The organism is Phytobacter sp. RSE-02 (assembly GCF_040578655.1).
GTDB lineage: Bacteria > Pseudomonadota > Gammaproteobacteria > Enterobacterales > Enterobacteriaceae > Phytobacter > Phytobacter diazotrophicus.
In genome coordinates this window covers 473,206-498,960 of record NZ_JBEULY010000003.1, presented here as the reverse complement: position 1 = coordinate 498,960, position 25,755 = coordinate 473,206, and the positions used below count along the sequence as shown (strand labels likewise).

Annotated in this window: 20 protein-coding genes; 17 read left to right on the top strand and 3 right to left on the bottom strand. The window is 52.9% G+C overall.

Annotated elements, in window-relative coordinates; translation table 11 throughout:
* The first annotated feature begins 97 nt into the window (after positions 1 to 97).
* From cmk to ABU190_RS09335, 10 genes are all read left to right on the top strand, one after another.
* Positions 98 to 781 (top strand): (d)CMP kinase, encoded by a 684-nt coding sequence (gene cmk, locus ABU190_RS09380; protein WP_039078547.1) that lies wholly within the window; start codon positions 98 to 100, stop codon positions 779 to 781.
* Positions 782 to 892: 111 nt separating this feature from the next.
* On the top strand, positions 893 to 2,566 hold the full coding sequence (gene rpsA, locus ABU190_RS09375; protein WP_039078548.1) for a 30S ribosomal protein S1: 1,674 nt from the start codon (positions 893 to 895) through the stop codon (positions 2,564 to 2,566).
* 217 nt (positions 2,567 to 2,783) lie between these two features.
* Positions 2,784 to 3,071: an integration host factor subunit beta gene (gene ihfB, locus ABU190_RS09370; protein ID WP_039078549.1), complete on the top strand. Its 288-nt coding sequence runs from the start codon at positions 2,784 to 2,786 to the stop codon at positions 3,069 to 3,071.
* A 211-nt stretch (positions 3,072 to 3,282) separates the two neighbouring features.
* Positions 3,283 to 5,547, top strand: coding sequence for a ComEC family protein (locus ABU190_RS09365; protein ID WP_354691130.1), 2,265 nt, complete (start codon positions 3,283 to 3,285; stop codon positions 5,545 to 5,547).
* Positions 5,548 to 5,583: 36 nt separating this feature from the next.
* Entirely contained in the window at positions 5,584 to 7,332 is a 1,749-nt protein-coding gene (msbA, locus tag ABU190_RS09360; protein WP_296438403.1) for a lipid A ABC transporter ATP-binding protein/permease MsbA, read from the top strand.
* Positions 7,329 to 8,306 carry a tetraacyldisaccharide 4'-kinase gene (gene lpxK / locus ABU190_RS09355; protein ID WP_354691129.1) on the top strand — a complete coding sequence of 326 codons (978 nt, stop codon included), beginning with the start codon at positions 7,329 to 7,331 and terminating at the stop codon, positions 8,304 to 8,306. Before msbA ends, lpxK begins: the two co-directional genes overlap by 4 nt.
* A 42-nt stretch (positions 8,307 to 8,348) precedes the next feature.
* Positions 8,349 to 9,578 (top strand): winged helix-turn-helix domain-containing protein, encoded by a 1,230-nt coding sequence (locus ABU190_RS09350; RefSeq protein ID WP_354691128.1) that lies wholly within the window; start codon positions 8,349 to 8,351, stop codon positions 9,576 to 9,578.
* Positions 9,579 to 9,632: 54 nt separating this feature from the next.
* The gene (locus ABU190_RS09345; RefSeq protein WP_039078554.1) at positions 9,633 to 9,815 is read left to right on the top strand and encodes a Trm112 family protein; all 183 of its coding nucleotides are present in this window, start codon (positions 9,633 to 9,635) and stop codon (positions 9,813 to 9,815) included.
* A complete protein-coding gene (gene kdsB, locus ABU190_RS09340) occupies positions 9,812 to 10,558 on the top strand; it encodes a 3-deoxy-manno-octulosonate cytidylyltransferase (RefSeq protein WP_071194686.1) in 747 nt (248 codons plus the stop codon). Before ABU190_RS09345 ends, kdsB begins: the two co-directional genes overlap by 4 nt.
* 139 nt (positions 10,559 to 10,697) lie before the next feature.
* Positions 10,698 to 11,591, top strand: coding sequence for a YcbJ family phosphotransferase (locus tag ABU190_RS09335; protein WP_039078556.1), 894 nt, complete (start codon positions 10,698 to 10,700; stop codon positions 11,589 to 11,591).
* On the opposite strand, the gene elyC is transcribed toward ABU190_RS09335, so the two are convergent.
* A complete protein-coding gene (gene elyC / locus ABU190_RS09330; protein ID WP_354691127.1) occupies positions 11,568 to 12,347 on the bottom strand; it encodes an envelope biogenesis factor ElyC in 780 nt (259 codons plus the stop codon). The two genes, ABU190_RS09335 and elyC, sit on opposite strands and share 24 nt — an antisense overlap.
* Positions 12,348 to 12,464: 117 nt before the next feature.
* Here elyC and cmoM point away from each other — a divergent pair, with 117 nt between their 5' ends.
* From cmoM to ABU190_RS09295, 7 genes are all read left to right on the top strand, one after another.
* The gene (gene cmoM, locus ABU190_RS09325; RefSeq protein ID WP_354691126.1) at positions 12,465 to 13,259 is read left to right on the top strand and encodes a tRNA uridine 5-oxyacetic acid(34) methyltransferase CmoM; all 795 of its coding nucleotides are present in this window, start codon (positions 12,465 to 12,467) and stop codon (positions 13,257 to 13,259) included.
* Entirely contained in the window at positions 13,252 to 14,574 is a 1,323-nt protein-coding gene (mukF, locus tag ABU190_RS09320) for a chromosome partition protein MukF (protein WP_039078559.1), read from the top strand. The genes cmoM and mukF overlap by 8 nt, the downstream gene beginning before the upstream one ends.
* On the top strand, positions 14,555 to 15,259 hold the full coding sequence (mukE, locus tag ABU190_RS09315) for a chromosome partition protein MukE (RefSeq protein WP_039078560.1): 705 nt from the start codon (positions 14,555 to 14,557) through the stop codon (positions 15,257 to 15,259). Before mukF ends, mukE begins: the two co-directional genes overlap by 20 nt.
* Positions 15,259 to 19,707, top strand: coding sequence for a chromosome partition protein MukB (gene mukB, locus ABU190_RS09310; RefSeq protein WP_110296584.1), 4,449 nt, complete (start codon positions 15,259 to 15,261; stop codon positions 19,705 to 19,707). Before mukE ends, mukB begins: the two co-directional genes overlap by 1 nt.
* Positions 19,708 to 19,885: 178 nt before the next feature.
* Positions 19,886 to 21,745 carry a L,D-transpeptidase gene (ldtD, locus tag ABU190_RS09305; RefSeq protein ID WP_108701728.1) on the top strand — a complete coding sequence of 620 codons (1,860 nt, stop codon included), beginning with the start codon at positions 19,886 to 19,888 and terminating at the stop codon, positions 21,743 to 21,745.
* A 186-nt stretch (positions 21,746 to 21,931) separates the two neighbouring features.
* Entirely contained in the window at positions 21,932 to 22,480 is a 549-nt protein-coding gene (locus tag ABU190_RS09300; protein WP_354691125.1) for a YcbK family protein, read from the top strand.
* A 27-nt stretch (positions 22,481 to 22,507) separates the two neighbouring features.
* Positions 22,508 to 23,155: an MBL fold metallo-hydrolase gene (locus tag ABU190_RS09295; protein WP_039078564.1), complete on the top strand. Its 648-nt coding sequence runs from the start codon at positions 22,508 to 22,510 to the stop codon at positions 23,153 to 23,155.
* A 46-nt stretch (positions 23,156 to 23,201) separates the two neighbouring features.
* On the opposite strand, the gene ABU190_RS09290 is transcribed toward ABU190_RS09295, so the two are convergent.
* Together ABU190_RS09290 and ABU190_RS09285 are read right to left on the bottom strand one after the other, a co-directional pair.
* Entirely contained in the window at positions 23,202 to 24,392 is a 1,191-nt protein-coding gene (locus ABU190_RS09290; RefSeq protein WP_071194681.1) for an amino acid aminotransferase, read from the bottom strand.
* Between the two features lie 185 nt (positions 24,393 to 24,577).
* On the bottom strand, positions 24,578 to 25,669 hold the full coding sequence (locus ABU190_RS09285) for a porin (protein ID WP_079496811.1): 1,092 nt from the start codon (positions 25,667 to 25,669) through the stop codon (positions 24,578 to 24,580).
* Positions 25,670 to 25,755: the final 86 nt, after the last annotated feature.

Below are 25,755 nucleotides of genomic sequence, written 5' to 3'. Positions count from 1 at the left end.
ATCCCGTTATTTATACCTGGTAGTAACGGTCATTGACGTTGCAGCGTATAATGCGCGGCGTTTACGTTAACGGTATGCCTTTATGAAGGAGAAAAAGATGGCGGCAATTGCCCCGGTAATCACCATTGATGGGCCTAGCGGTGCGGGGAAAGGCACTCTGTGCAAGGCAATGGCGGAAGCGTTGCAATGGCATCTACTGGATTCAGGCGCAATCTATCGTGTGCTGGCCCTGGCGGCGCTGCACCACCATGTTGATGTCACCTCAGAAGACGTACTGGTTCCGCTGGCGGCGCACCTCGACGTACGTTTTGTCTCGACTGACGGCAACCTTGAAGTGATTCTTGAAGGTGAGGACGTGAGCGGTGAGATTCGTACGCAGGAAGTCGCTAATGCAGCATCGCAGGTTGCGGCTTTTCCACGCGTGCGTGAGGCTCTGTTACGTCGTCAGCGCGCTTTTCGTGAAGCGCCGGGTCTTATCGCCGACGGGCGCGATATGGGAACCGTCGTATTCCCCGATGCGCCAGTGAAAATTTTCCTTGACGCTTCCTCCGAAGAGCGTGCGCACCGCCGCATGCTACAGTTGCAGGAAAAGGGGTTTAGTGTTAATTTTGATCGCCTTTTATCCGAGATAAAAGAGCGCGATGACCGCGATCGTAACCGCGCCGTCGCCCCACTTGTTCCTGCAGAAGATGCTTTAGTGCTGGATTCCACCAGTTTAACTATTGAGCAAGTGATTGAAAAAGCGCTACAATATGCGCGCCAAAAACTGGCACTCGCGTAATCGCGACAGAATTAGTAGTACCCCCGCTGCAAAGGATTGAAGGCGGGTATGTGAAACAACCCCATCCGGCACGGAGCCAGGTGGACGTTAATATTAACCTGAAGATTAAACATGACTGAATCTTTTGCTCAACTGTTTGAAGAATCCTTAAAAGAAATCGAAACCCGCCCGGGTTCCATCGTTCGTGGTGTTGTTGTTGCTATCGACAAAGACGTAGTACTGGTTGACGCCGGTCTGAAATCTGAGTCTGCCATTCCGGCTGAGCAGTTCAAAAACGCCCAGGGCGAACTGGAAATCCAGGTTGGCGACGAAGTTGACGTTGCTCTGGATGCAGTAGAAGACGGCTTCGGTGAAACCCTGCTGTCCCGTGAGAAAGCTAAACGTCACGAAGCTTGGATCACGCTGGAAAAAGCGTACGAAGAAGCTGAAACTGTTACCGGTGTAATCAACGGCAAAGTCAAAGGCGGCTTCACTGTTGAGCTGAACGGTATTCGCGCGTTCCTGCCAGGTTCTCTGGTAGACGTTCGTCCGGTTCGCGATACGCTGCACCTGGAAGGCAAAGAGCTTGAATTCAAAGTCATCAAGCTGGACCAGAAGCGTAACAACGTTGTTGTTTCTCGTCGTGCCGTTATCGAATCCGAGAACAGCGCTGAACGTGATCAACTGCTGGAAAACCTGCAGGAAGGCATGGAAGTTAAAGGTATCGTTAAGAACCTCACTGACTACGGTGCATTCGTTGATCTGGGTGGCGTTGACGGCCTGCTGCACATCACTGACATGGCATGGAAACGCGTTAAGCATCCGAGCGAAATCGTCAACGTGGGCGACGAAATCACTGTTAAAGTGCTGAAGTTCGACCGCGAGCGTACCCGTGTATCTCTGGGCCTGAAACAGCTGGGCGAAGATCCGTGGGTTGCTATCGCTAAACGTTACCCGGAAGGTACTAAACTGACCGGTCGCGTAACCAACCTGACTGACTACGGCTGCTTCGTTGAAATCGAAGAAGGCGTTGAAGGCCTGGTACACGTTTCCGAAATGGACTGGACCAACAAAAACATCCACCCATCCAAAGTTGTTAACGTTGGTGATGTAGTGGAAGTTATGGTTCTGGATATCGACGAAGAACGTCGTCGTATCTCCCTGGGCCTGAAACAGTGCAAAGCTAACCCGTGGCAGCAGTTCGCGGAAACCCACAACAAGGGTGACCGTGTTGAAGGTAAAATCAAGTCTATCACTGACTTCGGTATCTTCATCGGCCTGGACGGCGGCATCGACGGTCTGGTTCACCTGTCTGACATCTCCTGGAACGTTGCAGGCGAAGAAGCAGTTCGTGAATACAAAAAAGGCGACGAAATCGCAGCTGTTGTTCTGCAGGTTGACGCAGAGCGTGAGCGTATCTCTCTGGGCGTTAAACAGCTCGCAGAAGATCCGTTCAACAACTACGTTGCTCTGAACAAGAAAGGCGCGATCGTAACCGGTAAAGTAACTGCAGTTGACGCGAAAGGCGCAACCGTAGAACTGGCTGACGGTGTTGAAGGTTACCTGCGTGCTTCTGAAGCATCCCGTGACCGCGTTGAAGACGCAACTCTGGTTCTGAACGTAGGTGACGATGTTGAAGCTAAATTCACCGGCGTTGATCGTAAAAACCGTGTAGTTAGCCTGTCTGTTCGTGCTAAAGACGAAGCTGACGAGAAAGATGCTATCGCAACTGTTAACAACAAACAGGAAGACGGCAACTTCTCCAACGCTATGGCAGAAGCCTTCAAAGCAGCTAAAGGCGAGTAATATTTCTCCATACTTTGGACTGCCAGACGGCTGTTAGTACATCGCCTCGGTAAATGACCGGGGCGATATTGCGAAGCAATGGTGTCTGACACGCGAAGTATGATGAGTATACTTGACAGATTACAGATTTCGTCCTGTAATCAAGCACAAAGGGCGGCTACGGCCGCCCTTGTTCAAGCTGTTAAGCTAATTTGCCCTGAAGGAAACCGGAGGAATCATGACCAAGTCAGAATTGATTGAAAGACTTGCCAGCCAGCAATCGCACATTCCCGCGAAAGCGGTGGAAGACGCGGTGAAAGAGATGCTGGAGCATATGGCCTCTACTCTTGCCCAGGGTGAGCGTATTGAGATCCGCGGTTTCGGCAGTTTTTCTCTGCACTATCGTGCACCCCGCACCGGACGTAATCCGAAAACGGGCGATAAAGTGGATCTGGAAGGGAAATACGTTCCGCACTTTAAGCCGGGTAAAGAATTACGTGACCGCGCCAATATTTATGAAGGTTAAGTTTTAATCTGTATTGAAACCTAATCATCGTGAAAAGCACCGACAGGTGCTTTTTTCATTTCTGGTCCTTGCATCCTGGAAAGCTGCTCGCAAAATGCGTGTTTTTAGATGCAAGCGCGTTTAAATCTGCCCACCCTCGCCGCAAAACAAGAAAATCATGCCAGACGGCATACGTAACGCTGGTCACACTTCCCGTAACAAGGAGGTGGGCATGCCATTACCTGCATTAGCACTTTGTGTGAACTTAGGCATATTGCCACTATTATTTCTCCCGACACTGCCTGAAATTGAACATGTCTGGATGATAGCTGTGACAGGATTACTGCTCGCCAGCAGGCATCAGCGCTACATTCGCTATGCAGGTTTTACGGTTCTGTTTTTCGCCTGGGGATTACTGGCGGCATTGCAGGTTCTCTGGCCTACACAACATTTGCCGGGTGCGAATCGGCTGGTGAGGGTAGTGATTACCGGCACCGATCATGCAACAACGCACTATGCTGACATCACCCACCTGGATGGTAAACGCGTCATTCCCGCGGCAGGCATTACGCTCTATGGCGAATATTTGCCGCAACCGGTGTGCGTTGGTCAGCAGTGGGATATGACCATAAGAGCACGGCCTGTACACGGGCAACTCAATGATGGGGGATTCGATACTCAGCGCCATGCGCTGTCGTCGCATTTACCGCTGACCGGTCGCTTTGTGAAGGCAAATATTGTAAATGGCAAGTGTAGCTGGCGTGGTCGATATCTGGATTCGCTGAGTACGCACCTGGAAGCGTACCCCTGGCGGCAGGTCATCATGGCGCTGGGGCTTGGTGAACGCGCGGCGCTGGATAGTGACGTAAAAGATATCATGCGTCAGACGGGCACAGCCCACCTGATGGCCATATCGGGGTTGCACATTGCACTGACAGCGATGATGGGTGTGCTACTGACCAGAGGCGTGCAGCGCTTTTTCCCCGCAAGACGAATCAACTGGCATTTACCGCTACTGATAGGTGTGGTCTGCGCTATCTGCTATGCCGGTTTAACGGGGATGCAGCCACCCGCCTTTCGAACCAGTCTCTCTATTGGCATATGGGCTGCATTACGTCTCTCCGGGCGCTTGTGGACACCATGGCAGGTCTGGGTGTGCTGCATTGCCGGTATACTGTTTATCGACCCTATTGCTGTGTTGTCGCAAAGTTTATGGCTGTCTGCTTTCGCCGTCGCGGCACTGATTTTTTGGTATCAGTGGCTCCCGTTACGGATTCATAACCTGTGCTGGTGGCGCCGGATCCTCATCGATCTGCTGTATATCCAGGCGGGAATGACATTATTGCTGATGCCGCTGCAGGTTTTGTCTTTTCACGGCCTTAGCCTGAGTTCAATGGTGGCGAATTTAATCGCAGTACCGCTGGTTACCTTTGTCACGGTCCCACTCGTCCTCTTCGGCATGCTGCTGCATCTTATCGGCCCGCAAAGTATTGAATCATGTGTCTGGTATCTGGCTGATGGTTCTCTTGCGATTTTATTCTGGTTTCTGCAGAGCTTGCCGCTCGGCTGGATTCATGTCGATGTGCGCTGGCTTGGGCTAGCCTGGCTTCCCTGGTTTTTTCTTATCATGGGAAAATTACGCTGCTGGCGCACCTTTCCTGCTGCCAGTTGTACGGCAATTCTTCTCCTGCTGTTCCCATTTTGGCAGACCCATCGCGACGGTGACTGGGCGGTACATATGCTTGATGTAGGCCAGGGGCTGGCGATGGTTATTGAACGCAACGGTAAAGCAATTTTGTACGACACCGGGCTTGCCTGGCCGGGTGGGGATAGCGCGCAGCAACTGATTACCCCGTGGTTGCGTTGGCATCATCTGCAACCGGAAGGCATTATTCTCAGCCATGAGCATCTCGATCATCGGGGTGGGCTTAATACTCTTCTCGCCGACTGGCCATCACTGTGGGTTAAAAGCCCGTTGGGCTGGGCCGGCCATCAGCCCTGTTTTCGCGGTGAACGCTGGCAATGGCAGGGGCTTACTTTCACGGCGCACTGGCCACTCAACGGCGTGCAAATGAAGGGAAACAATCGCTCGTGCGTGGTCAAAGTCGATGATGGGCAACAAAGCATACTGCTTACGGGAGATATTGAAAGCGCAGGGGAAATGGCGATGATGAGCCATTACTGGCAGCATCTCCAGGCTACACTTATCCAGGTGCCTCATCATGGCAGCAACACCTCCTCCACGCTCCCTTTTATTCAGAGAGTGAATGGAAAGGTGGCGCTGGCATCGGCATCGCGTTACAACAACTGGCGTTTGCCGTCGGTAAAAGTGCAAAAGCGCTATCGGCAACAGGCTTACCAGTGGTTTGATACGCCGCATCATGGACAAATAACAGTCTTATTCTCGCGGCAAGGTTGGAAAATCTTAAGCTTACGCGAGCAAATTTTCCCACGTTGGTATCATCAGTGGTTTGGCGTACCTGGAGATAACGGGTAGAATATGCGGCTATTTCAACAAGTGCTGGTTTTTTGAATGCATAACGACAAAGATCTCTCTACATGGCAGACATTCCGCCGACTTTGGCCCATCATTGCGCCGTTTAAAACGGGTTTGATCGTGTCGGGAGTAGCGTTAATCCTCAACGCAGCCAGCGATACATTCATGTTATCGCTCCTCAAACCATTACTGGATGATGGTTTTGGTAAAACGGACCGCTCAGTGTTGCTGTGGATGCCACTGGTGGTTATCGGGCTGATGATTTTACGCGGCATCACCAGCTATATATCCAGCTACTGTATTTCATGGGTTTCTGGCAAGGTGGTGATGACCATGCGCCGCCGCCTGTTTGGCCATATGATGGGGATGCCCGTATCCTTCTTCGACAAACAATCTACCGGGACGCTCCTGTCCCGCATTACCTATGACTCTGAACAGGTCGCTTCTTCCTCTTCCAGTGCGCTGATCACTGTGGTTCGTGAAGGGGCATCTATCATCGGTCTGTTTGTGATGATGTTCTATTACAGCTGGCAACTGTCGGCAATCCTGATTGTACTTGCGCCGATCGTCTCTTTTGCTATTCGCGTTGTGTCAAAGCGTTTTCGCAATATCAGCAAAAACATGCAAAACACGATGGGGCAGGTGACCACCAGCGCCGAGCAGATGCTGAAAGGTCATAAAGAAGTGCTGATGTTTGGCGGTCAGGAAGTAGAGACCAGCCGCTTTGAGAAAGTCAGTAACAAGATGCGTCTGCAGGGCATGAAAATGGTCTCTGCATCATCCATTTCTGACCCGATCATTCAGCTTATTGCCTCACTGGCGCTGGCATTTGTGCTTTATGCCGCAAGTTTCCCAAGCGTGATGGATACCCTGACGGCAGGGACCATTACCGTGGTGTTCTCGTCAATGATTGCTCTGATGCGCCCGCTTAAATCGCTGACCAACGTTAACGCACAGTTTCAGCGCGGGATGGCTGCCTGCCAGACGCTGTTCGCGATTCTGGATAGCGAGCAGGAAAAAGACGAAGGTACGCTGGTTATTGAACGTGCAAAAGGCGACGTTGAGTTCCGTGATGTGACCTTTACTTATCCGGGGCGCGAGACGCCTGCACTGCGTAATATCAACCTGAGTATTCCTGCAGGAAAAACGGTGGCGCTGGTTGGCCGCTCTGGTTCGGGTAAATCGACCATGGCGAGTCTTATCACGCGCTTCTATGACATTGATAAAGGCCAGATCCTGATGGATGGTCATGATCTGCGTGAATATAAGCTGACGTCATTGCGTAACCAGGTCGCACTGGTCTCGCAAAATGTGCACCTCTTCAACGATACCGTGGCAAATAACATTGCCTATGCCCGTACGGAAGAGTACAGCCGTGAGCAGATCGAACAGGCGGCGAAAATGGCCTATGCCATGGATTTCATCAATAAGATGGACAATGGTCTGGATACCATTATCGGTGAAAACGGCGTACTGCTTTCCGGCGGCCAACGTCAGCGTATTGCGATTGCCCGTGCGCTGTTGCGTGACAGCCCCATCCTTATCCTGGATGAGGCAACATCGGCGCTGGATACGGAATCCGAGCGTGCGATTCAGGCGGCGCTTAATGAATTGCAGAAAAACCGCACCTCGCTGGTGATTGCACACCGCCTTTCTACGATCGAGCAGGCAGATGAAATCGTGGTGGTAGAAGATGGGCGCATCGTTGAGCGTGGAAGTCATAGCGAGCTTCTGGCGCAACGTGGTGTCTATGCGCAGTTGCATAAAATGCAGTTTGGCGAATGATTGCGCGCATCTGGTCCGGTGAATCACCGCTGTGGCTGTTGTTATTACCGCTGTCCTGGCTCTATGGCCTGGTCAGCGGCATTATTCGTTTGTGCTGGCGGCTGGGGTTAAAAAAAGCCTGGCAGGCACCTGTTCCCGTTGTCGTGGTCGGTAATCTGACTGCCGGCGGCAACGGTAAAACGCCGGTAGTTGTCTGGCTGGTTGAACAGTTACAGCAGCGCGGTATCCGGGTAGGGGTGGTTTCCAGAGGGTATGGCGGTAAAGCCGCGCACTACCCGCTGTTGCTTACCCCTGAAACTACGACTACCGAGGCAGGTGATGAGCCAGTGCTTATTTTTCAGCGTACGGGCGCGCCTGTCGCTGTGTCTCCCGCCAGAGTCGATGCCGTTAAAGCACTTCTGGCGGACTCATCTGTGCAACTGATCGTCACCGATGACGGCTTGCAGCACTATCGTCTGCACCGTGATAAAGAGATTGTCGTTATTGATGGCGTGCGACGTTTTGGTAATGGCTGGTGGCTTCCCGCAGGGCCGATGCGTGAGCGGGCATCGCGTCTTAAAACCGTTGACGCGGTGATCACCAATGGTGGCATTGCTCAGCCTGGCGAGATAGCCATGCGATTGCAGCCAGGGTTGGCCGTGAATTTACTTACCGGTGAGCGCCGTAATGTCAATGCGTTGCAAAATCTGGTTGCAATGGCCGGAATTGGTCATCCTCCGCGTTTTTTTGCTACGCTGCATGAAAGCGGCGCGCGGCCGGTGAAAACCGTTGCGCTGGCCGATCATCAGGCACTTTCCCGGCAGGATGTTGCGGCACTGCTTGAGCCAGAGCAGACGCTTATCATGACGGAAAAAGATGCCGTCAAGTGTCGCGCCTTTGCGGAAAATAACTGGTGGTATCTGCCCGTGGATGCGCATCTTGAGGATAAGCAAGCAGAGAAGTTGTTGCAGGAACTCATAAATCTGGTGCGCTGACGCTCTTGTCGGGGCGCGCCGTGTTCTACAACCGGGAAGCCTATGTCTGTGCCACAAATCACGCTGCAAACGGCCCGTCATCTTCATCTTGCCGCTCAGGGCTTACTGAGAAAACCATCCCGTCGCGCCACGCCTGGCGACATACTGACGACGATTCAACGTATGTCGTTGCTACAAATTGATACCATCAACATTGTGGCGCGTAGTCCCTATCTGGTACTTTTCAGCCGTCTTGGCAAATACCCTACCCAGTGGCTCGATGACGCGCTGAAAAATGGCGAACTGATGGAGTACTGGGCGCACGAAGCCTGCTTTTTACCTCGTAGCGATTTTGCCTTATTCCGCCATCGTATGCTTGCCCCCGATAAGATGGGCTGGAAGTATCGCGAGGCATGGATGCAAGAGCATGCGCAGGAAATTGAGTCGCTCATCGCACACATTCAGCAAAACGGTCCCGTTCGTTCGGCTGATTTTGAACATGCGCGTAAAGGGGCCAGCGGCTGGTGGGAATGGAAGCCACATAAGCGCCATCTGGAAGGGTTGTTTACCGCAGGGAAGGTGATGGTTATCGAACGCCGCAATTTCCAGCGCGTTTATGATCTTACTCATCGGGTGATGCCACACTGGAATGACGAGCGTGACTTATTGGCGCAGGCTGAGGCCGAGCACCTTATGCTTGCGAAGAGTGCGCGCAGTCTGGGCCTCTTTCGTGCTGAATGGCTTGCGGATTATTACCGTCTGCGCCAGCCTGCGTTACCGCTGTTGCTTGAGCGTCTCCAGGAAGAGGGCAACATTGTCCCGGTGGATGTCGAAAAACTTGGCCCCGCCTGGTTGCATACTGATTTATTGCCGCAGCTTGAACTCGCGGCGGCCGGAAAACTGACGGCAACCCATAGCGCTGTGCTCTCACCCTTCGACCCGGTTGTGTGGGATCGCAAACGGGCGGAACAACTGTTTGATTTTAGCTATCGGCTGGAGTGCTATACGCCTGCGCCAAAACGTCAGTACGGTTATTTTGTGCTGCCGCTATTGCATCGTGGCCGTCTGGTCGGGCGAATGGATGCCAAAATGCATCGCAAAGAAGCGGTGCTGGAGGTCATTGCGCTCTATCTGGAAAACGGTGTAAAACCGGGACGCATGCTTGAAAATGGGCTTATAACCGCTATCGGTGATTTTGCCCGCTGGCAAGGTGCGCAGCGTGTTACCTTTGGAAAACTGCCGGAAGAGCTTTTTATTGAGCATCGTCAGGGGCTGGAAGTCGACGCAGCCTGACTAATGAATATGGTAAAATTTACGGATCATGCGTCAGGTCCGCCAGGAGGAAATATGGATCATCGGTTACTGGAAATCATCGCCTGTCCGGTTTGTAACGGCAAACTCTATTACAGCCAGGATAAACAAGAACTGATTTGCAAAGTGGATAGCCTCGCTTATCCCGTGCGCGAGGGCATTCCAGTACTGCTGGAAAACGAAGCGCGCTCATTAACAGAAGAAGAGAGTCGGCCATGAGTTTCGTTGTCATTATTCCAGCGCGTTACGCGTCCACCCGTTTACCGGGGAAACCTTTGGTTGATATCAATGGGAAACCCATGGTGGTGCATGTGCTGGAACGTGCGCGTGAGTCAGGGGCGGCACGCGTTATTGTTGCGACCGACCATGCTGATGTTGCGCGTGCGGTAGAAGCGGCGGGTGGAGAGGTTTGCATGACCCGCGCCGATCATCAGTCCGGAACGGAGCGTCTGGCCGAAGTCGTCGAAAAATGTGGTTTCAGTGATGACACCGTGATCGTCAATGTGCAAGGCGACGAACCGATGATCCCGCCGGCCATTATTCGTCAGGTGGCAGAAAATCTGGCCGCTCGCGACATTGGCATGGCTACACTGGCAGTGCCGATTCATCATGCCGATGAAGCATTTAATCCGAACGCGGTAAAAGTGGTGACCGACGCGCAAGGCTATGCGCTCTATTTCTCGCGGGCGACCATTCCGTGGGATCGTGACCGTTTTGCTGTTTCTCGTGAGACAATTGGCGATACCTTCCTGCGTCATATCGGTATTTACGGTTATCGTGCCGGCTTTATCCGTCGTTATGTAAATTGGGAAGCCAGTCCGCTGGAAAATATCGAAATGCTGGAGCAGTTACGCGTGCTGTGGTACGGCGAAAAAATTCACGTCGCTGTTGCGACGGAAGTTCCGGGTACTGGCGTTGATACGCAGGAAGACCTCGTGCGCGTGCGCGCTGAAATGCGTTAATTTTCCCTTCTCAATCCCCTCACTCTGGGGGGATTTGCGATTTTCCAGCAAATTCTCGTATTGATTTGATCTCATCAGGTGACATCCCGTCATCCGGCGCTCATTATAAAAGCAGTAGTCTTCATGAGGGCAATCTGATATGGAACAACTGCGCGCTGAATTAAGCCACCTGCTGGGTGAAAAGCTGAGCCGCATGGAATGTGTCAGCGAGAGACCTGATACAACCTTATGGTCCTTGTATGACAGCCAGGGAAATCCGATGCCGTTACTGGCGAGGAGTTTTTCCACCCCTGGCCTTGCGCGGCAACTGGCATGGAAAATCTCAATGCTGGCGCGCAGTGGCACGGTACGTATGCCTGTTGTGTATGGCGTAATGACCCATGAAGAACATCCAGGGCCAGATGTCCTGCTTATGGAACGCCTGCGCGGCGTGCCGGTTGAAGCGCCTGCACGTACCCCCGAACGCTGGGAACATCTGAAAGATCAAATCGTGGAAGGATTATTGTCCTGGCACAGACAGGACAGCCACGGCTGTGTGGGAATGGTGGACAATACTCAGGAGAACATCTGGCCCTCCTGGTATCGCCAGCGGGTAGAAGTACTATGGACCACGCTGAATCAGTACCACAATACGGGGCTCACGATGCAGGATAAACGTATCCTCTTCCGCACCAGAGAGTGCCTGCCGTCGCTGTTCGAAGGGTTCAACGACAATTGTGTACTGGTGCATGGCAATTTCAATTTGCGCAGTATGTTGAAAGATGCCCGGAGCGACCAGCTTCTGGCGATGGTCGGGCCGGGTATTATGCTCTGGGCGCCGCGAGAATATGAGTTGTTCCGCCTGGCGGATGGCCCGCTGGCCGAAGGGCTGTTCTGGCATTATCTCCAGCGCGCACCTGTCGCAGAATCCTTTATGTGGCGGCGCTGGCTCTATTTGCTGTGGGATGAAGTGGCGAAACTGGTGAATACTGGCCACTTCAGTCGCCCCAGTTTTGATTTGGCGTCTAAGTCACTCCTTCCCTGGCTTTCCTGAGTCACCTTTGAACCACTGCCAGATCCGCCCTAGTGTTTCATACCCGACCCGGTCGCTGTGCATAAGCCAGACCGGGGACGGGATGGCGCGTTCCCACGGATTGAGAGGGGAAACGATAGCCATCTGATTCGCGGGAGCGGGCAGGGGATGGAGCCCCGCATTACGGAAGAAAACCATTGCTCTGGGCATATGCGATGCGGACGTCACCAGTAAAAAAGGTACATCGCCAATAGCCTGTTTGACGGCGGCAGCTTCCTCTTCGGTATCTTTTGGCGAATCCAGGGTGATGATATCGCTGCGCGGTATGCCCAGGCTCTCCGCCACTCTGGCTCCGGCTTCTGCTGTGCTGACCGGGTTCGTTTTTGCCGCCGCGCCGGTAAAGATTAATTTCGCACCAGGATTCTGATGTAACAGGCGAATGCCTTCATTCAAACGTGGCAGGCTGTTATTAATGAGATTTGAGCTTGGTGCCCAGGCGTCATTCCAGGTGTAGCCGCCGCCCAGAACCACGATATATTTGACCGTCTCTGCGCCGCGCCAGGTGGGATAGATGTCCTCGATGGGTTTGAGCATTTTGTCCGCAACGGGTTGCAGACTCAGCAGCAGCAGAATCAACCAGCTTGCGCTAATGATGCCTTTGCCCGTTTTTTGCCAGCGACTGAACCAGACAAGCAACAGCCCAAAACCAATCAATATAAGCAATGCCGGCAGGGGCAGCATCAGGCCGCCAATGTATTTCTTGAGCGTAAAAAGCACGCGTCCGTCTCCTTTTTAACCATACAGCAGGCGTTTTGCGTGGATCTTACACCAGATGGGTTCATTCTGAGCACGGCTGTGACAAAATAGCGGTTTTGTCAGGATCGCGGAGCGGCCATGCAGGATCGTAATTTCGATGACATCGCGGAAAAATTCTCCCGCAATATCTATGGCACGACCAAAGGTCAACTGCGTCAGGCGATCCTGTGGCAGGATTTGGATAGGGTTCTCGCCGAAATGGGCGATCGCACGCTTCGTGTACTGGATGCGGGCGGCGGCGAAGGCCAGACAGCGATTCGTCTGGCAGAACGGGGTCATCATGTGACGCTGTGTGATGTGTCGCAGGAGATGATTGCGCGTGCTACCGCAGCCGCAGAAGAGAAAGGTGTGAGCGGTAACATGCATTTTGTACAATGCCCCGCTCAGGACATTGCGCGACATTTGGAATCGCCCGTCGATCTGATATTGTTCCATGCTGTGCTCGAATGGGTCGCTGAACCGGTGGACGTTTTGCGAACGCTGTGGTCGGTTTTAAAGCCCGCAGGGACGTTGTCGTTGATGTTTTACAATGCGAATGGCCTGTTGATGCACAATATGGTGGCAGGTAATTTCGACTATGTGCTGGCGGGTATGCCTAAAAAGAAAAAGCGCACATTGTCCCCGGATTATCCGCGACATCCGGATGAAGTCTATAGCTGGCTGAATGCGATTGGCTGGCAGATCACGGGGAAAACGGGTGTTCGGGTGTTTCACGATTACTTACGCGAAAAACACCAACAACGTGACTGTTTTGACTCCTTGCTTGAACTTGAAACGCAATATTGTCGTCAGGAGCCGTATATTAGCCTGGGGCGTTATATCCATGTGACCGCGCTCAAGCCGCAGAGAGATGAAAGGATGAACGATGAGTGAATTTTCCCAGACAGTTCCCGAACTGGTTGCCTGGGCCAGGAAAAACGATTTCTCTATCACGCTTCCGGTAGACAGACTGTCGTTTTTGCTGGCGGTTGCCACGCTGAACGGTGAACGCCTGGATGGCGAAATGAGCGAGGGAGAGCTTGTTGATGCGTTTCGCCACGTCAGCGAAGCATTTGAACAAAGCGGCGAAACCATTGCTCAGCGTGCGAACAATGCCATAAACGATATGGTGCGTCAGCGCCTGTTAAACCGTTTTACCAGCGAACTGGCTGACGGTAATGCCATCTATCGTCTGACGCCGCTCGGCATTGGCATTACCGATTACTATATCCGCCAGCGCGAGTTTTCTACGCTGCGCCTGTCCATGCAGTTATCTATCGTGGCGGGAGAACTGAAACGCGCTGCTGATGCCGCAGATGAGGGTGGGGATGAATTCCACTGGCATCGCAACGTCTATGCGCCGTTGAAATACTCGGTGGCAGAAATTTTCGACAGCATCGATCTCACCCAGCGCGTGATGGATGAGCAGCAGCAGTTAGTCAAAGATGATATCGCTCAGTTATTGAATAAAGACTGGCGTGCGGCTATTTCAAGCTGTGAGCTGTTACTCTCCGAAACCTCCGGTACGCTGCGTGAATTACAGGATACGCTGGAGGCGGCAGGGGATAAGCTGCAGGCGAACTTATTACGTATCCAGGACGCGACGCTGGCGCATAACGATCTGGAGTTTGTCGATCGGCTGGTTTTTGATTTACAGAGCAAACTGGACCGCATCGTCAGTTGGGGACAGCAGGCTATCGATTTGTGGATTGGCTATGATCGCCACGTACACAAGTTTATTCGTACCGCTATCGATATGGATAAAAACCGCGTATTTGCCCAGCGTTTGCGTCAGTCGGTACAGGGTTACTTCGATGCTCCCTGGGCATTGACCTATGCGAACGCCGACAGGCTGCTGGATATGCGCGATGAAGAGATTGCGTTGAGCGATGCCGAGGTTACAGGTGAGCTTCCGCCTGACCTGGAATATGAAGAGTTCAACGAAATCCGCGAACAACTTGCGGCGATGATCGAAGAACAACTGGCGATATATAAAACCAGACAAGCTCCACTGGATCTTGGGCTGGTTGTACGCGAATATCTGGCGCGGTACCCGCGCGCGCGGCATTTTGATATCGCGCGGATCGTCATTGATCAGGCGGTACGCCTCGGCGTAGCGCAAGCAGATTTCACCGGCCTGCCAGCAAAATGGCAGCCGATTAATGATTACGGAGCCAAGGTACAGGCGCATGTCATTGACAAATATTGAACAAGTGATGCCGATCAAATTGGCCCAGGCGTTGGCAAACCCACTCTTTCCGGCGCTCGACAGTGCGCTGCGCTCAGGCCGCCATATCGGCCTTGATGAGCTGGATAATCACGCCTTTTTAATGGATTTCCAGGAATTTCTGGAGGAGTTTTACGGGCGTTACAACGTTGAGTTGATCCGTGCGCCAGAAGGTTTTTTCTACCTGCGCCCGCGCTCGACAACGCTGATCCCACGCTCGGTGTTGTCTGAACTGGACATGATGGTCGGTAAAATTCTTTGTTACCTCTATCTCAGCCCGGAACGTCTGGCCAATGAAGGCATCTTCACTCAGCAGGAGCTGTATGACGAGCTGATGGCGCTGGCAGACGAAGCCAAACTGTTGAAGCTGGTGAACAACCGCTCAACCGGTTCTGATTTGGATCGCCAAAAATTACAGGAAAAAGTGCGTTCCTCCCTGAACCGCCTGCGTCGTCTTGGCATGATCTGGTTTATGGGTAACGACAGCAGCAAGTTTCGTATTACCGAGTCTGTGTTCCGCTTCGGCGCGGATGTGCGCTCCGGTGACGATGCACGCGAGGCTCAGCGGCGCTTGATCCGTGACGGTGAAGCCATGCCTGTAGAAAATCACCTGCAGCTCAATGATGAGAACGAAGACAATCAGCCGGATAGTGGAGAGGAAGAATAATGATTGATCGCGGTAAATTTCGCTCACTGACGCTGATTAACTGGAACGGTTTTTTTGCCCGTACGTTTGACCTGGACGAACTGGTGACCACGTTGTCCGGGGGAAACGGTGCCGGTAAATCCACCACCATGGCGGCGTTCGTCACCGCGCTTATCCCGGACTTAACGCTGCTGCACTTCCGTAACACCACCGAGGCAGGCGCGACGTCTGGCTCTCGTGACAAAGGCCTGCACGGTAAACTGAAAGCCGGGGTCTGCTACTCTGTTCTTGATGTGATCAACTCGCGTCATCAGCGCGTGCTGGTGGGGGTTCGCCTGCAACAGGTGGCCGGTCGCGATCGTAAAGTCGACATCAAACCGTTCGCTATTCAGGGGCTGCCAACGGCGGTTCAGCCGACACAACTGCTGACAGAAACGCTTAACGAGCGTCAGGCGCGCGTGCTGCCGTTGCAGGAAGTGAAGGAAAAGCTGGATGCGATGGAAGGGGTGCAGTTTAAGCAGTTCAACTCCATCACCGATTATCATTCTCTGATGTTCGATTTGGGCATCGTCGCACGTCGCTTGCGCTCAGCATCCGATCGCAGCAAATTCTATCGCCTGATCGAAGCGTCGCTGTATGGCGGTATCTCCAGTGCGATCACCCGTTCTCTGCGCGACTATCTCTTGCCGGAAAATAGCGGTGTACGTAAAGCCTTCCAGGACATGGAAGCGGCACTGCGCGAAAACCGCATGACGCTGGAAGCGATTCGCGTTACCCAGTCGGATCGCGATCTGTTCAAGCATTTGATCAGTGAAGCGACCAACTATGTGGCGGCGGATTACATGCGCCATGCCAACGAACGACGTATTCACCTTGATCAGGCGCTGACATTCCGTCGCGATCTGTTCAGTTCACGGCAAAAGCTGGCGGCTGAGCAATACAAACATGTCGATATGGCGCGCGAACTGGCAGAACACACCGGGGCAGAAGGGGATCTTGAGGCTGACTATCAGGCCGCCAGCGATCACCTGAATCTGGTGCAGACCGCGCTGCGCCAGCAGGAAAAAATTGAGCGCTACGAGTCGGATCTGGACGAACTGCAAATCCGCCTTGAAGAACAAAATGAAGTGGTGGCCGAAGCTACCGATCATCAGGAAGAGAACGAAGCGCGCGCCGAGGCCGCTGAACTGGAAGTGGATGAGCTGAAAAACCAGCTTGCCGACTACCAACAGGCTCTGGATGTGCAGCAAACCCGCGCGATTCAGTACAATCAGGCACAACAGGCCTTACAGCGTGCAAAAGAACTTTGCCAGCTACCGGACCTGACGGCAGAAACGGCAGACGAATGGCTGGAAACCTTCCAGGCGAAAGAGCAGGAAGCTACAGAGAAACTCCTGTCGCTTGACCAACGTATGAGCGTGGCGCAAACCGCGCACAGCCAGTTTGAACAAGCTTACCAGTTGGTCGTCGCTATCAATGGTCCGCTGGCCCGTGATGAAGCCTGGGATGTCGCACGTGACCTTTTACGAGAAGGGGTAAACCAGCGCCATCTGGCAGAACAGGCGCCATCGCTGCGCGCGCGTCTGAACGAACTAGAACAGCGTCTGCGTGAGCAACAGGATGCTGAACGCATGCTGGCGGAATTCTGCAAACGGCAGAATAAACAGTACGATGCTGACGAACTTGAGGCTCTGCATCATGAGCTGGAGGCGCAAATTGCCGCGCTTTCCGAGAATGTGGCCATGGCCGGTGAGCAGCGTATGGCGTTGCGCCAGGAGCTGGAACAGCTACAGTCACGCATCCAAATATTGACCCAGCGCGCACCGATTTGGCTGGCAGCGCAAAGCAGCCTGACCCAGTTGTGTGAGCAGAGCGGCGAGCAGTTTGAATCCGGCCAGCAAGTGACGGAATACCTGCAACAATTGCTGGAGCGTGAACGCGAAGCTATCGTTGAACGCGATGAAGTCGGGGCACGCAAGCGCGCGGTGGACGAAGAAATCGAACGTCTGAGTCAGCCGGGTGGATCCGAAGACGGGCGTCTTAACACGCTGGCTGAACGCTTTGGCGGTGTGCTGCTCTCTGAAATTTACGATGACGTTAGCCTTGACGATGCGCCCTATTTTTCCGCGTTGTACGGCCCATCACGTCACGCGATCGTGGTCCCGGACCTCTCCCTCATTTCAGAACAGCTTGAAGGGCTCGAGGATTGCCCGGAAGATCTCTATCTGATTGAAGGGGATCCGCAATCTTTCGATGACAGTGTGTTCAGCGTCGATGAGCTGGAAAAAGCGGTGGTGGTTAAGATAGCCGATCGTCAGTGGCGCTACTCCCGTTTCCCGTCGGTGCCGCTGTTTGGTCGTGCCGCACGTGAAAGCCGTATCGAAGGGCTCCACGCCGAGCGTGAAGAGCTTGCCGAGCGTTTTGCCACATTATCCTTCGACGTGCAGAAAACGCAGCGCCTGCATCAGGCCTTCAGCCGTTTTATCGGTAGCCATCTTGCCGTGGCGTTTGATGCAGACCCGGAAGCTGAAATTCGTACGCTCAGTGGCCGCCGTGGTGAACTGGAGCGCGCGCTGAGTAATCATGAGAATGACAACCAGCAGAACCGCATGCAGTTCGAGCAGGCGAAAGAGGGGGTTGCTCAGCTTAACCGCCTGCTGCCACGCCTGAGCTTGCTGGCAGATGAAACCCTTGCCGATCGCGTTGATGAAATTCAGGAGCGTCTGGACGAAGCTCAGGAAGCCGTGCGTTTTATTCAACAGTTTGGCAACCATCTGGCGAAACTGGAGCCCGTTGTTTCGGTGCTGCAAAACGACCCGGAACAGTATGAACAACTGAAAGAAGATTATGCGTATTCCCAGCAAGTGCAGCGTGAAGCACGCCAGCAGGCATTTGCGCTGATCGAAGTTGTACAGCGCCGGGCGCACTTTAGCTATTCCGATTCTGCGGAAATGCTCAGTGGCAATAACGATCTCAACGAGAAGCTGCGTCAGCGGCTCGAGCAGGCAGAACGTGAACGTAGCCGTACGCGTGAGGCGCTGCGTAGCCACGCGGCCCAGCTCAGTCAGTACAACCAGGTATTGGCATCGCTGAAAAGCTCGTTCGATACCAAAAAAGAACTGCTCAACGATCTGCAAAAAGAGCTGCAGGAAATTGGTGTCCGTGCCGACAGTGGCGCGGAGGAGCGCGCGCGTATTCGTCGCGATGAGCTGCATGCCCAGTTGTCCGGCAACCGTGCCCGTCGCAATCAACTGGAAAAAGCGCTGACCTTCTGCGAAGCGGAAATGGATAACCTGACCCGTGCGCTTCGTCGCCTTGAACGTGATTATCATGAGATGCGCGAACAAGTCGTCACGGCGAAAGCAGGCTGGTGTGCGGTGATGCGAATGGTGAAAGATAACGGCGTTGAACGTCGCTTGCATCGTCGTGAACTGGCTTACCTTTCTGGTGACGAACTGCGTTCCATGTCGGATAAGGCGTTAGGTGCGTTGCGCCTCGCCGTGGCGGACAACGAACATCTGCGTGATGTGCTGCGTATGTCGGAAGATCCGAAACGTCCGGAGCGTAAGATTCAGTTCTTTGTCGCGGTATACCAGCATCTGCGCGAGCGTATCCGCCAGGATATTATTCGTACTGACGATCCTGTTGAAGCTATCGAACAGATGGAGATTGAACTCAGCCGCCTGACGGAAGAGCTAACCTCCCGCGAGCAGAAACTGGCGATCAGCTCTCGTAGCGTGGCGAATATCATCCGCAAAACGATTCAGCGCGAGCAGAACCGTATCCGTCAGCTTAACCAGGGGCTGCAAAACGTCTCCTTCGGTCAGGTACACAGTGTCCGTTTGAATGTTAACGTCCGCGAGAGTCATGCAATGTTGTTGACGGTGCTTTCCGAGCAACATGAGCAGCATCAGGACCTGTTTAACAGCAATCGCCTGACCTTCTCCGAAGCACTGGCGAAACTGTATCAACGCCTGAATCCGCAAATCGATCTTGGTCAGCGTACGCCGCAAACCATTGGCGAAGAGCTGCTTGATTACCGCAACTATCTTGAGATGGAAGTGGAAGTCAACCGTGGTTCGGATGGCTGGCTGCGTGCGGAATCCGGGGCCCTGTCGACCGGTGAGGCCATCGGTACCGGGATGTCTATCCTCGTGATGGTTGTCCAGAGCTGGGAAGACGAGGCGCGACGTCTGCGTGGTAAAGATATTTCGCCATGCCGCTTGTTGTTCCTCGACGAGGCAGCACGTCTGGATGCCCGCTCCATCGCAACCTTGTTCGAACTCTGCGAACGCCTTGAAATGCAACTGATTATTGCGGCTCCGGAGAACATCAGTCCGGAAAAAGGCACCACCTATAAACTGGTGCGTAAAGTCTTCCAGAACCATGAGCATGTTCACGTTGTGGGTCTGCGCGGCTTCGCGGCTCAGCTACCGGAGACATTACCTGGTACGGCAGACGCTTCTTAACGGTTCGCTTAAACAATGAGGGTGGCAGAGATGCCGCCCTTTTTCTTTTCTGAAACACCGCACCCGACCACGCGCTCTTCTTTAAACTTCTTTACATTTGGTAAGGCAAATGCTTTTTTGTCTTTATATACTGATAGAAAGAGCATTGTGAGTGTAATGAAGAAACAGGGGGCAAGGGATGTTGCTTAAGAAATCGTATGGTCGTCGGATGTCGACATTGAGTTTATGTCTGGCATTCGCATTTGCTCCGCTGTTTAGCGCTCAGGCCCTGGCCGATGAGCCTGAGGTGGTACCGGTTGACAGTTCCGCGACGCTTGGCGATCAACCCACGGCATTATCGCAGCCGCTGGAACAGTCGCCTGCGACGGCAATGATGGCAGGCTTGCAGCCTTATCCGGCAGCAGATGCGCCTGCTAACGCGCGTAGCGCATTGCAGGCACTCTTACCTGCTAACTGGACACCGGTCTACATGGATTCGCTTTCCGCGTTGTATGCCGCGCGTGAAATGAAGCCGATGTGGGATAATCGTGATGCCGTTCAGGCTTTCCAGCAACAACTCGCCGAAGTCGCGATTGCCGGTTTCCAGCCGCAATTCACGACCTGGGTTGGGCTGTTGACCGATCCGAATATCTCAGGAATGGCGCGGGATTTGGTCTTATCGGACGCCATGATGGGGTATCTGCATTTCGTCGCCGGTATTCCGGTGAAAGGCAACCGCTGGCTCTACAGCAGTAAACCTTACACGCTGGAAACACCGCCGCTGTCGGTAATCAATCAGTGGCAATTAGCGTTGGATAAAGGCAACCTGCCGCAATTTATCGAAACCCTTGCACCTCATCATCCGCAGTATGCTGCGATGCATCAGTCTTTACTGACGCTGGTGGCAGACAATTCACCGTGGCCGCAGTTGACCAGTACCGTTTCACTGCGTCCCGGACAGAAGAGCAGGGATGTACCCGCGCTGCGCGAAATCCTGCAACGTAGCGGCATGATGGATGATGCACCGAAAATCGCGCTGCCCGGCGATGATGCAACGAGCAGCGTCGTCAGTCCGTCTGCCATCGCGGTTGATACGGCGGGAACAACAACGGCGCAGTTGACCAAGAAAGCGAAACCAGCAAGTACGCTCAGTAGTGACTATGATCGCCAGTTAGTTGCCGCAGTCAAACGCTTCCAGGCCGCTCAGGGGCTGCATGCCGACGGCGTGATAGGGCAGTCGACCCGCGACTGGTTGAATGTAACCCCAGCCCAGCGCGCCGGGGTTCTGGCGCTGAATATTCAGCGTCTGCGTTTGCTGCCGGGTAAACTCTCCACGGGGATTATGGTTAACATTCCGGAATATTCGCTGGTCTATTATCTGAACGGCAACCAGGTGCTGGCCTCCCGCGTGATTGTCGGGCGGCCGGATCGCAAAACGCCGATGATGAGCAGTGCGCTGAATAACGTGGTGGTTAACCCGCCGTGGAATGTTCCACCGACGCTGGCACGCAAAGATATTCTACCGAAAGTATGGAATGACCCAGGCTATCTGGAACGGCATGGTTATACCGTGCTGCGTGGCTGGAACAGTAAAGAGGCTATTGACCCGACGATGGTGGATTGGGCAACCATCACGCCATCTAATCTGCCTTTCCGCTTCCAGCAGGCGCCGGGTGCGCAAAACTCGCTCGGCCGCTATAAGTTCAATATGCCGAGTTCTGACGCTATCTATCTTCATGACACACCCAACCATAATCTTTTCCAGAAAGATGCGCGAGCGTTGAGCTCAGGCTGTGTGAGGGTGAATAAAGCCTCTGAGCTTGCCAATATGCTATTACAGGATGCGGGATGGAACGACACGCGGATTTCCGATGCATTAAAACAAGGAGATACCCGTTACGTTAATATCCGTCAAAATATACCGGTGAATCTTTATTATTTGACCGCATTTGTTGGCGAAGATGGTCGTACCCAATATCGTACAGATATTTACAATTATGATCTGACGGCGCGATCTGGCGCACAAATCCTGGCGAAAGCCGAACAATTAATCAGGTAAATGAAGCAGTTCGGGAAATAACATTGTCGTAATAATTAGCGAAAACGGGCCGGATCTGCTGTAAGGCCCGTCTTTGCTGGGGTTTGGCTACCTTGACGCAGACGTTTTTGCCCGGTAAGGTGCCTTTCGTGCGCAATAAAAGTGCATAAATTACGATCACTTTGTTATCTTGCAGACCTGATTATCATGGACAAATTTGACGCTAATCGCCGCAAATTGTTGGCGTTAGGTGGTATTGCCCTTGGTGCAGCCATCTTACCTCAACAAGCATTTGCAACCCTTTCCACCCCACGTCCGCGTATTTTAACGCTGAATAATCTCCATACTGGAGAAACAATTAAGGCGCAGTTTTTCGATGGCCGGGGCTATATTCAGGATGAATTAGCAAAGCTCAACCATTTTTTCCGTGATTATCGCGCGAATAAAATTAAAACCATCGATCCACGACTGTTTGATCAACTTTATCGCCTGCAAGGTTTGTTAGGAACAAGCAAACCGGTGCAATTGGTCTCGGGATACCGTTCTGTCGACACGAATAACGAACTCCGGGCCCACAGTTCTGGTGTTGCCAAAAAAAGCTATCACACCAAAGGACAGGCGATGGATTTCCATATCGAAGGGATTTCTCTGAGCAATATTCGCAAAGCTGCGTTATCTATGCGTGCAGGTGGTGTAGGATATTACCCCATCAGCAACTTTGTGCATATTGATACCGGGCCGCTACGGCACTGGTAAAACTCAGTTAAAAGAGACAGGAGCAGTATGAACTATCGTATTATTCCGGTTACCGCCTTCTCCCAGAACTGCTCGTTAGTCTGGTGTGAGCAAACCCGGCTGGCAGCAATAGTGGATCCCGGTGGCGATGCTGAACGCATCAAACAGGAAGTGGCAGCCTCCGGCGTGACGTTAACGCAAATACTGCTTACCCATGGTCATCTTGATCATGTTGGTGCGGCTGCCGAGCTGGCGCAGCACTATGGCGTGCCAGTGATTGGTCCGGAAAAAGAAGATGAGTTCTGGCTGCAAGGGCTACCCGCCCAAAGTCGTATGTTTGGTCTGGATGACTGCCAGCCGCTGACGCCGGATCGTTGGTTAAACGAAGGCGACACGGTGAGCGTAGGCAATGTGAGACTGGATGTTTTGCATTGTCCTGGGCATACGCCAGGACATGTGGTTTTCTTTGATGCGCAATCCCGGCTGTTGGTGTCCGGCGACGTTATCTTTAAAGGCGGCGTAGGGCGCAGTGATTTCCCGAAAGGGAATCATGGGCAGTTGATTGATGCCATCAAAACCAAACTGTTGCCTCTGGGGGATGATGTGACCTTTATTCCTGGTCACGGCCCGATGTCCACGCTTGGCAACGAGCGGCTACATAACCCTTTCCTGCAGGATGAACTGCCGGTCTGGTAAAACAAAAAAGGTCGCATTCGCGACCTTTTTTATTGTCTATTGTCGTTTATAACACCGCGACGATAGCTTCACACAGCGGCGACATGTTATCCGGTGTCATGCCCGCAACGTTAATACGTCCTGATGCAACCGCGTAGATAGCGAACTCTTCACGCAGGCGGAGCACCTGCTCTTTGGTCAGACCGCTAAAAGAGAACATGCCGTTCTGACGGGTGATAAAGCTGAAATCGCGATCCGCCCCTTTTTCTTGCAGGGTATTTACAAACAGCAGACGCATACGCTGAATGCGCTGGCGCATATCTGTCAATTCTTGTTCCCAGATGGCACGCAGCGCATCATTGCTCAGGATCGTTGCCACAACGGAGGCGCCGTGAGCCGGCGGGTTAGAGTAGTTAGCGCGGATGGTTGACTTCATCTGGCTGAATGCACGGTCCGCTGTCTCCTGGTCCGCGGCCACCAGCGTACAGGCACCGACACGTTCATTGTACAGACCGAAGTTTTTCGAGAAGGAGCTGGCGATGATCAATTCTTTATGCAGCGCGGCAAAGGCGCGCAGACCTTCTGCGTCTTCTTCCAGACCGCGGGCGAAACCCTGATAGGCAAAATCGAACAGCGGCAGCCAGCCTTTTTCAATGGACAATTTGGCCAGTGTCTCCCACTGCTCAAGCGTCGGATCGATACCGGTCGGGTTATGACAGCAACCGTGGAACAGTACGATATCACCCGCTTGTGCGGCTTCGAGGCTTGCAACCATGCCATCGAAATCCAGCGCGTGGTTTTGCGCGTCATAATAGGCGTAATCACACACTTCAAGGCCGGCGGAGTTAAACACGCCTTTATGGTTCGGCCAGCTTGGATTACTTACCCAAATACGTTTTGCTGAGGTGTTTTTCGCCAGGAAATCAGCGGCAACACGCAGGCCACCCGTACCGCCCGGGGTCTGCGCGGTGCGCGCACGTTTGTCATTAATAATCGCGCTGCCTTTGCCGAATAGCAGTTCCTGCGTGCAACGACCAAACTCAGGAATACCGTCGATGCCGAGGTAATTTTTTGTGTTTTCGTTTTCCAGCAGATACTGCTCCGCTTTTTTAACGCTGGTCAGTACCGGCGTTTTCCCGGTTTCGTCTTTATAGACACCAATACCAAGGTTGATTTTGCCAGGACGTTCATCGGCGCGAAACAGATCGGCCAAACCCAGAATAGGGTCAGCAGGGGCAGCGGTAATATTCTCAAACATGACGAGGTTCCATTATGATGACAGAAGGGAGATCCGCTATCAGGTTAACGGTTGATGTGACAATTGCCAACCGTTTGCGATAAAAAGCGTGCGTCTTTTTAGAAGTTAGTCTTTTTGGCGGCGAGACAATAAAAAAACAGGGCCGAAGCCCTGTTTTTCACGCATATAATAACGAGGTGTGCTGATTAGAACTGGTAAGTTACACCAACAGTAGCCTGGTCTGCAGTGCCAACCCAGGAGTAAGTCGTGTCTTCTTTATCCAGCAGGTTGATACGGTAGTCGCCGTATACGTTGAAGTTTTTGTTGAAGTAGTAGTACGCACCAACAGTAACGTATTTAGCCAGGTCGTTTTTCACGCCAGCGCCCAGCTCTTTGCCTTTGGACTGAACGTAAGAAACGGACGGACGCAGACCGAAGTCGAACTGGTACTGAGCGATAACTTCGAAGTTCTGAGTTTTGTTAGCAACGTTGTAACCGGTAGCGATAGTCGTTGCGTCGCCGTCCAGAATGCTCATGTTACGGGTTTCAGCGTAAACAGTTGCCAGGTAGATGTTGTTTGCATCGTATTTAGCGCCAACTGCCCATGCTTCGGCTTTGTCGCCTTTGCCGTCAACTTTTTGACCAACAGTACGGTTTGCGTTGCTGTATGCAGCAGTTGCGCCGAAACCAGAACCGAAGTCGTAACCCAGGGAGTAACCAACACCGTCGCCATTAGCCTGGTTCAGGTTAGTACGATCGTTTTTACCCTGGTATTGAACAGCGAAGCTCAGGCCATCAACCAGACCGAAGAAGTTGCTGTTACGATAGGTCAGCAGGCCAGTAGAACGGCTGGTCATGTAGTTGTCGGTGTAACCACCACCCCAAGTTTCGCCAGAGAAGGACGGAGCCATATCTGTATAGGATTCTACATCGTAAACCACACCGTAGTTACGGCCGTAGTCCAGAGAACCAGCGTTAGCAACTTTGATACCAGCGAAAGCCAGACGAGTTACGTTAGTCTGGTTGCCTTCTGCTTCGCCCGCTTTAGCACGGTATTCCCACTGGCCGTAACCGGTAACATCGCTGTTTACCTGAGTCTCGCCTTTGAAGCCGATCTGGCCGTAGGAAGAATCTTTGTTAGAGGTGTTATCGCCAGAAGTGGTGAAGCCGTGCTCACCAACAACTTTACCGTACAGGTCCAGTTTGTTGCCGTTTTTGTTGTAAACTTCTGCAGCGTTAGCTGCACCAGCTACCAGCAGGGCAGGGATAACCACTGCCAGGATATTGCGCTTCATCATTATTTATTACCCTCATTGGTTTTTTTGTACACCTGCCACTGCCGCCAATAAATTCCGTCAATAAAAATTTACGGAACTATTGATGA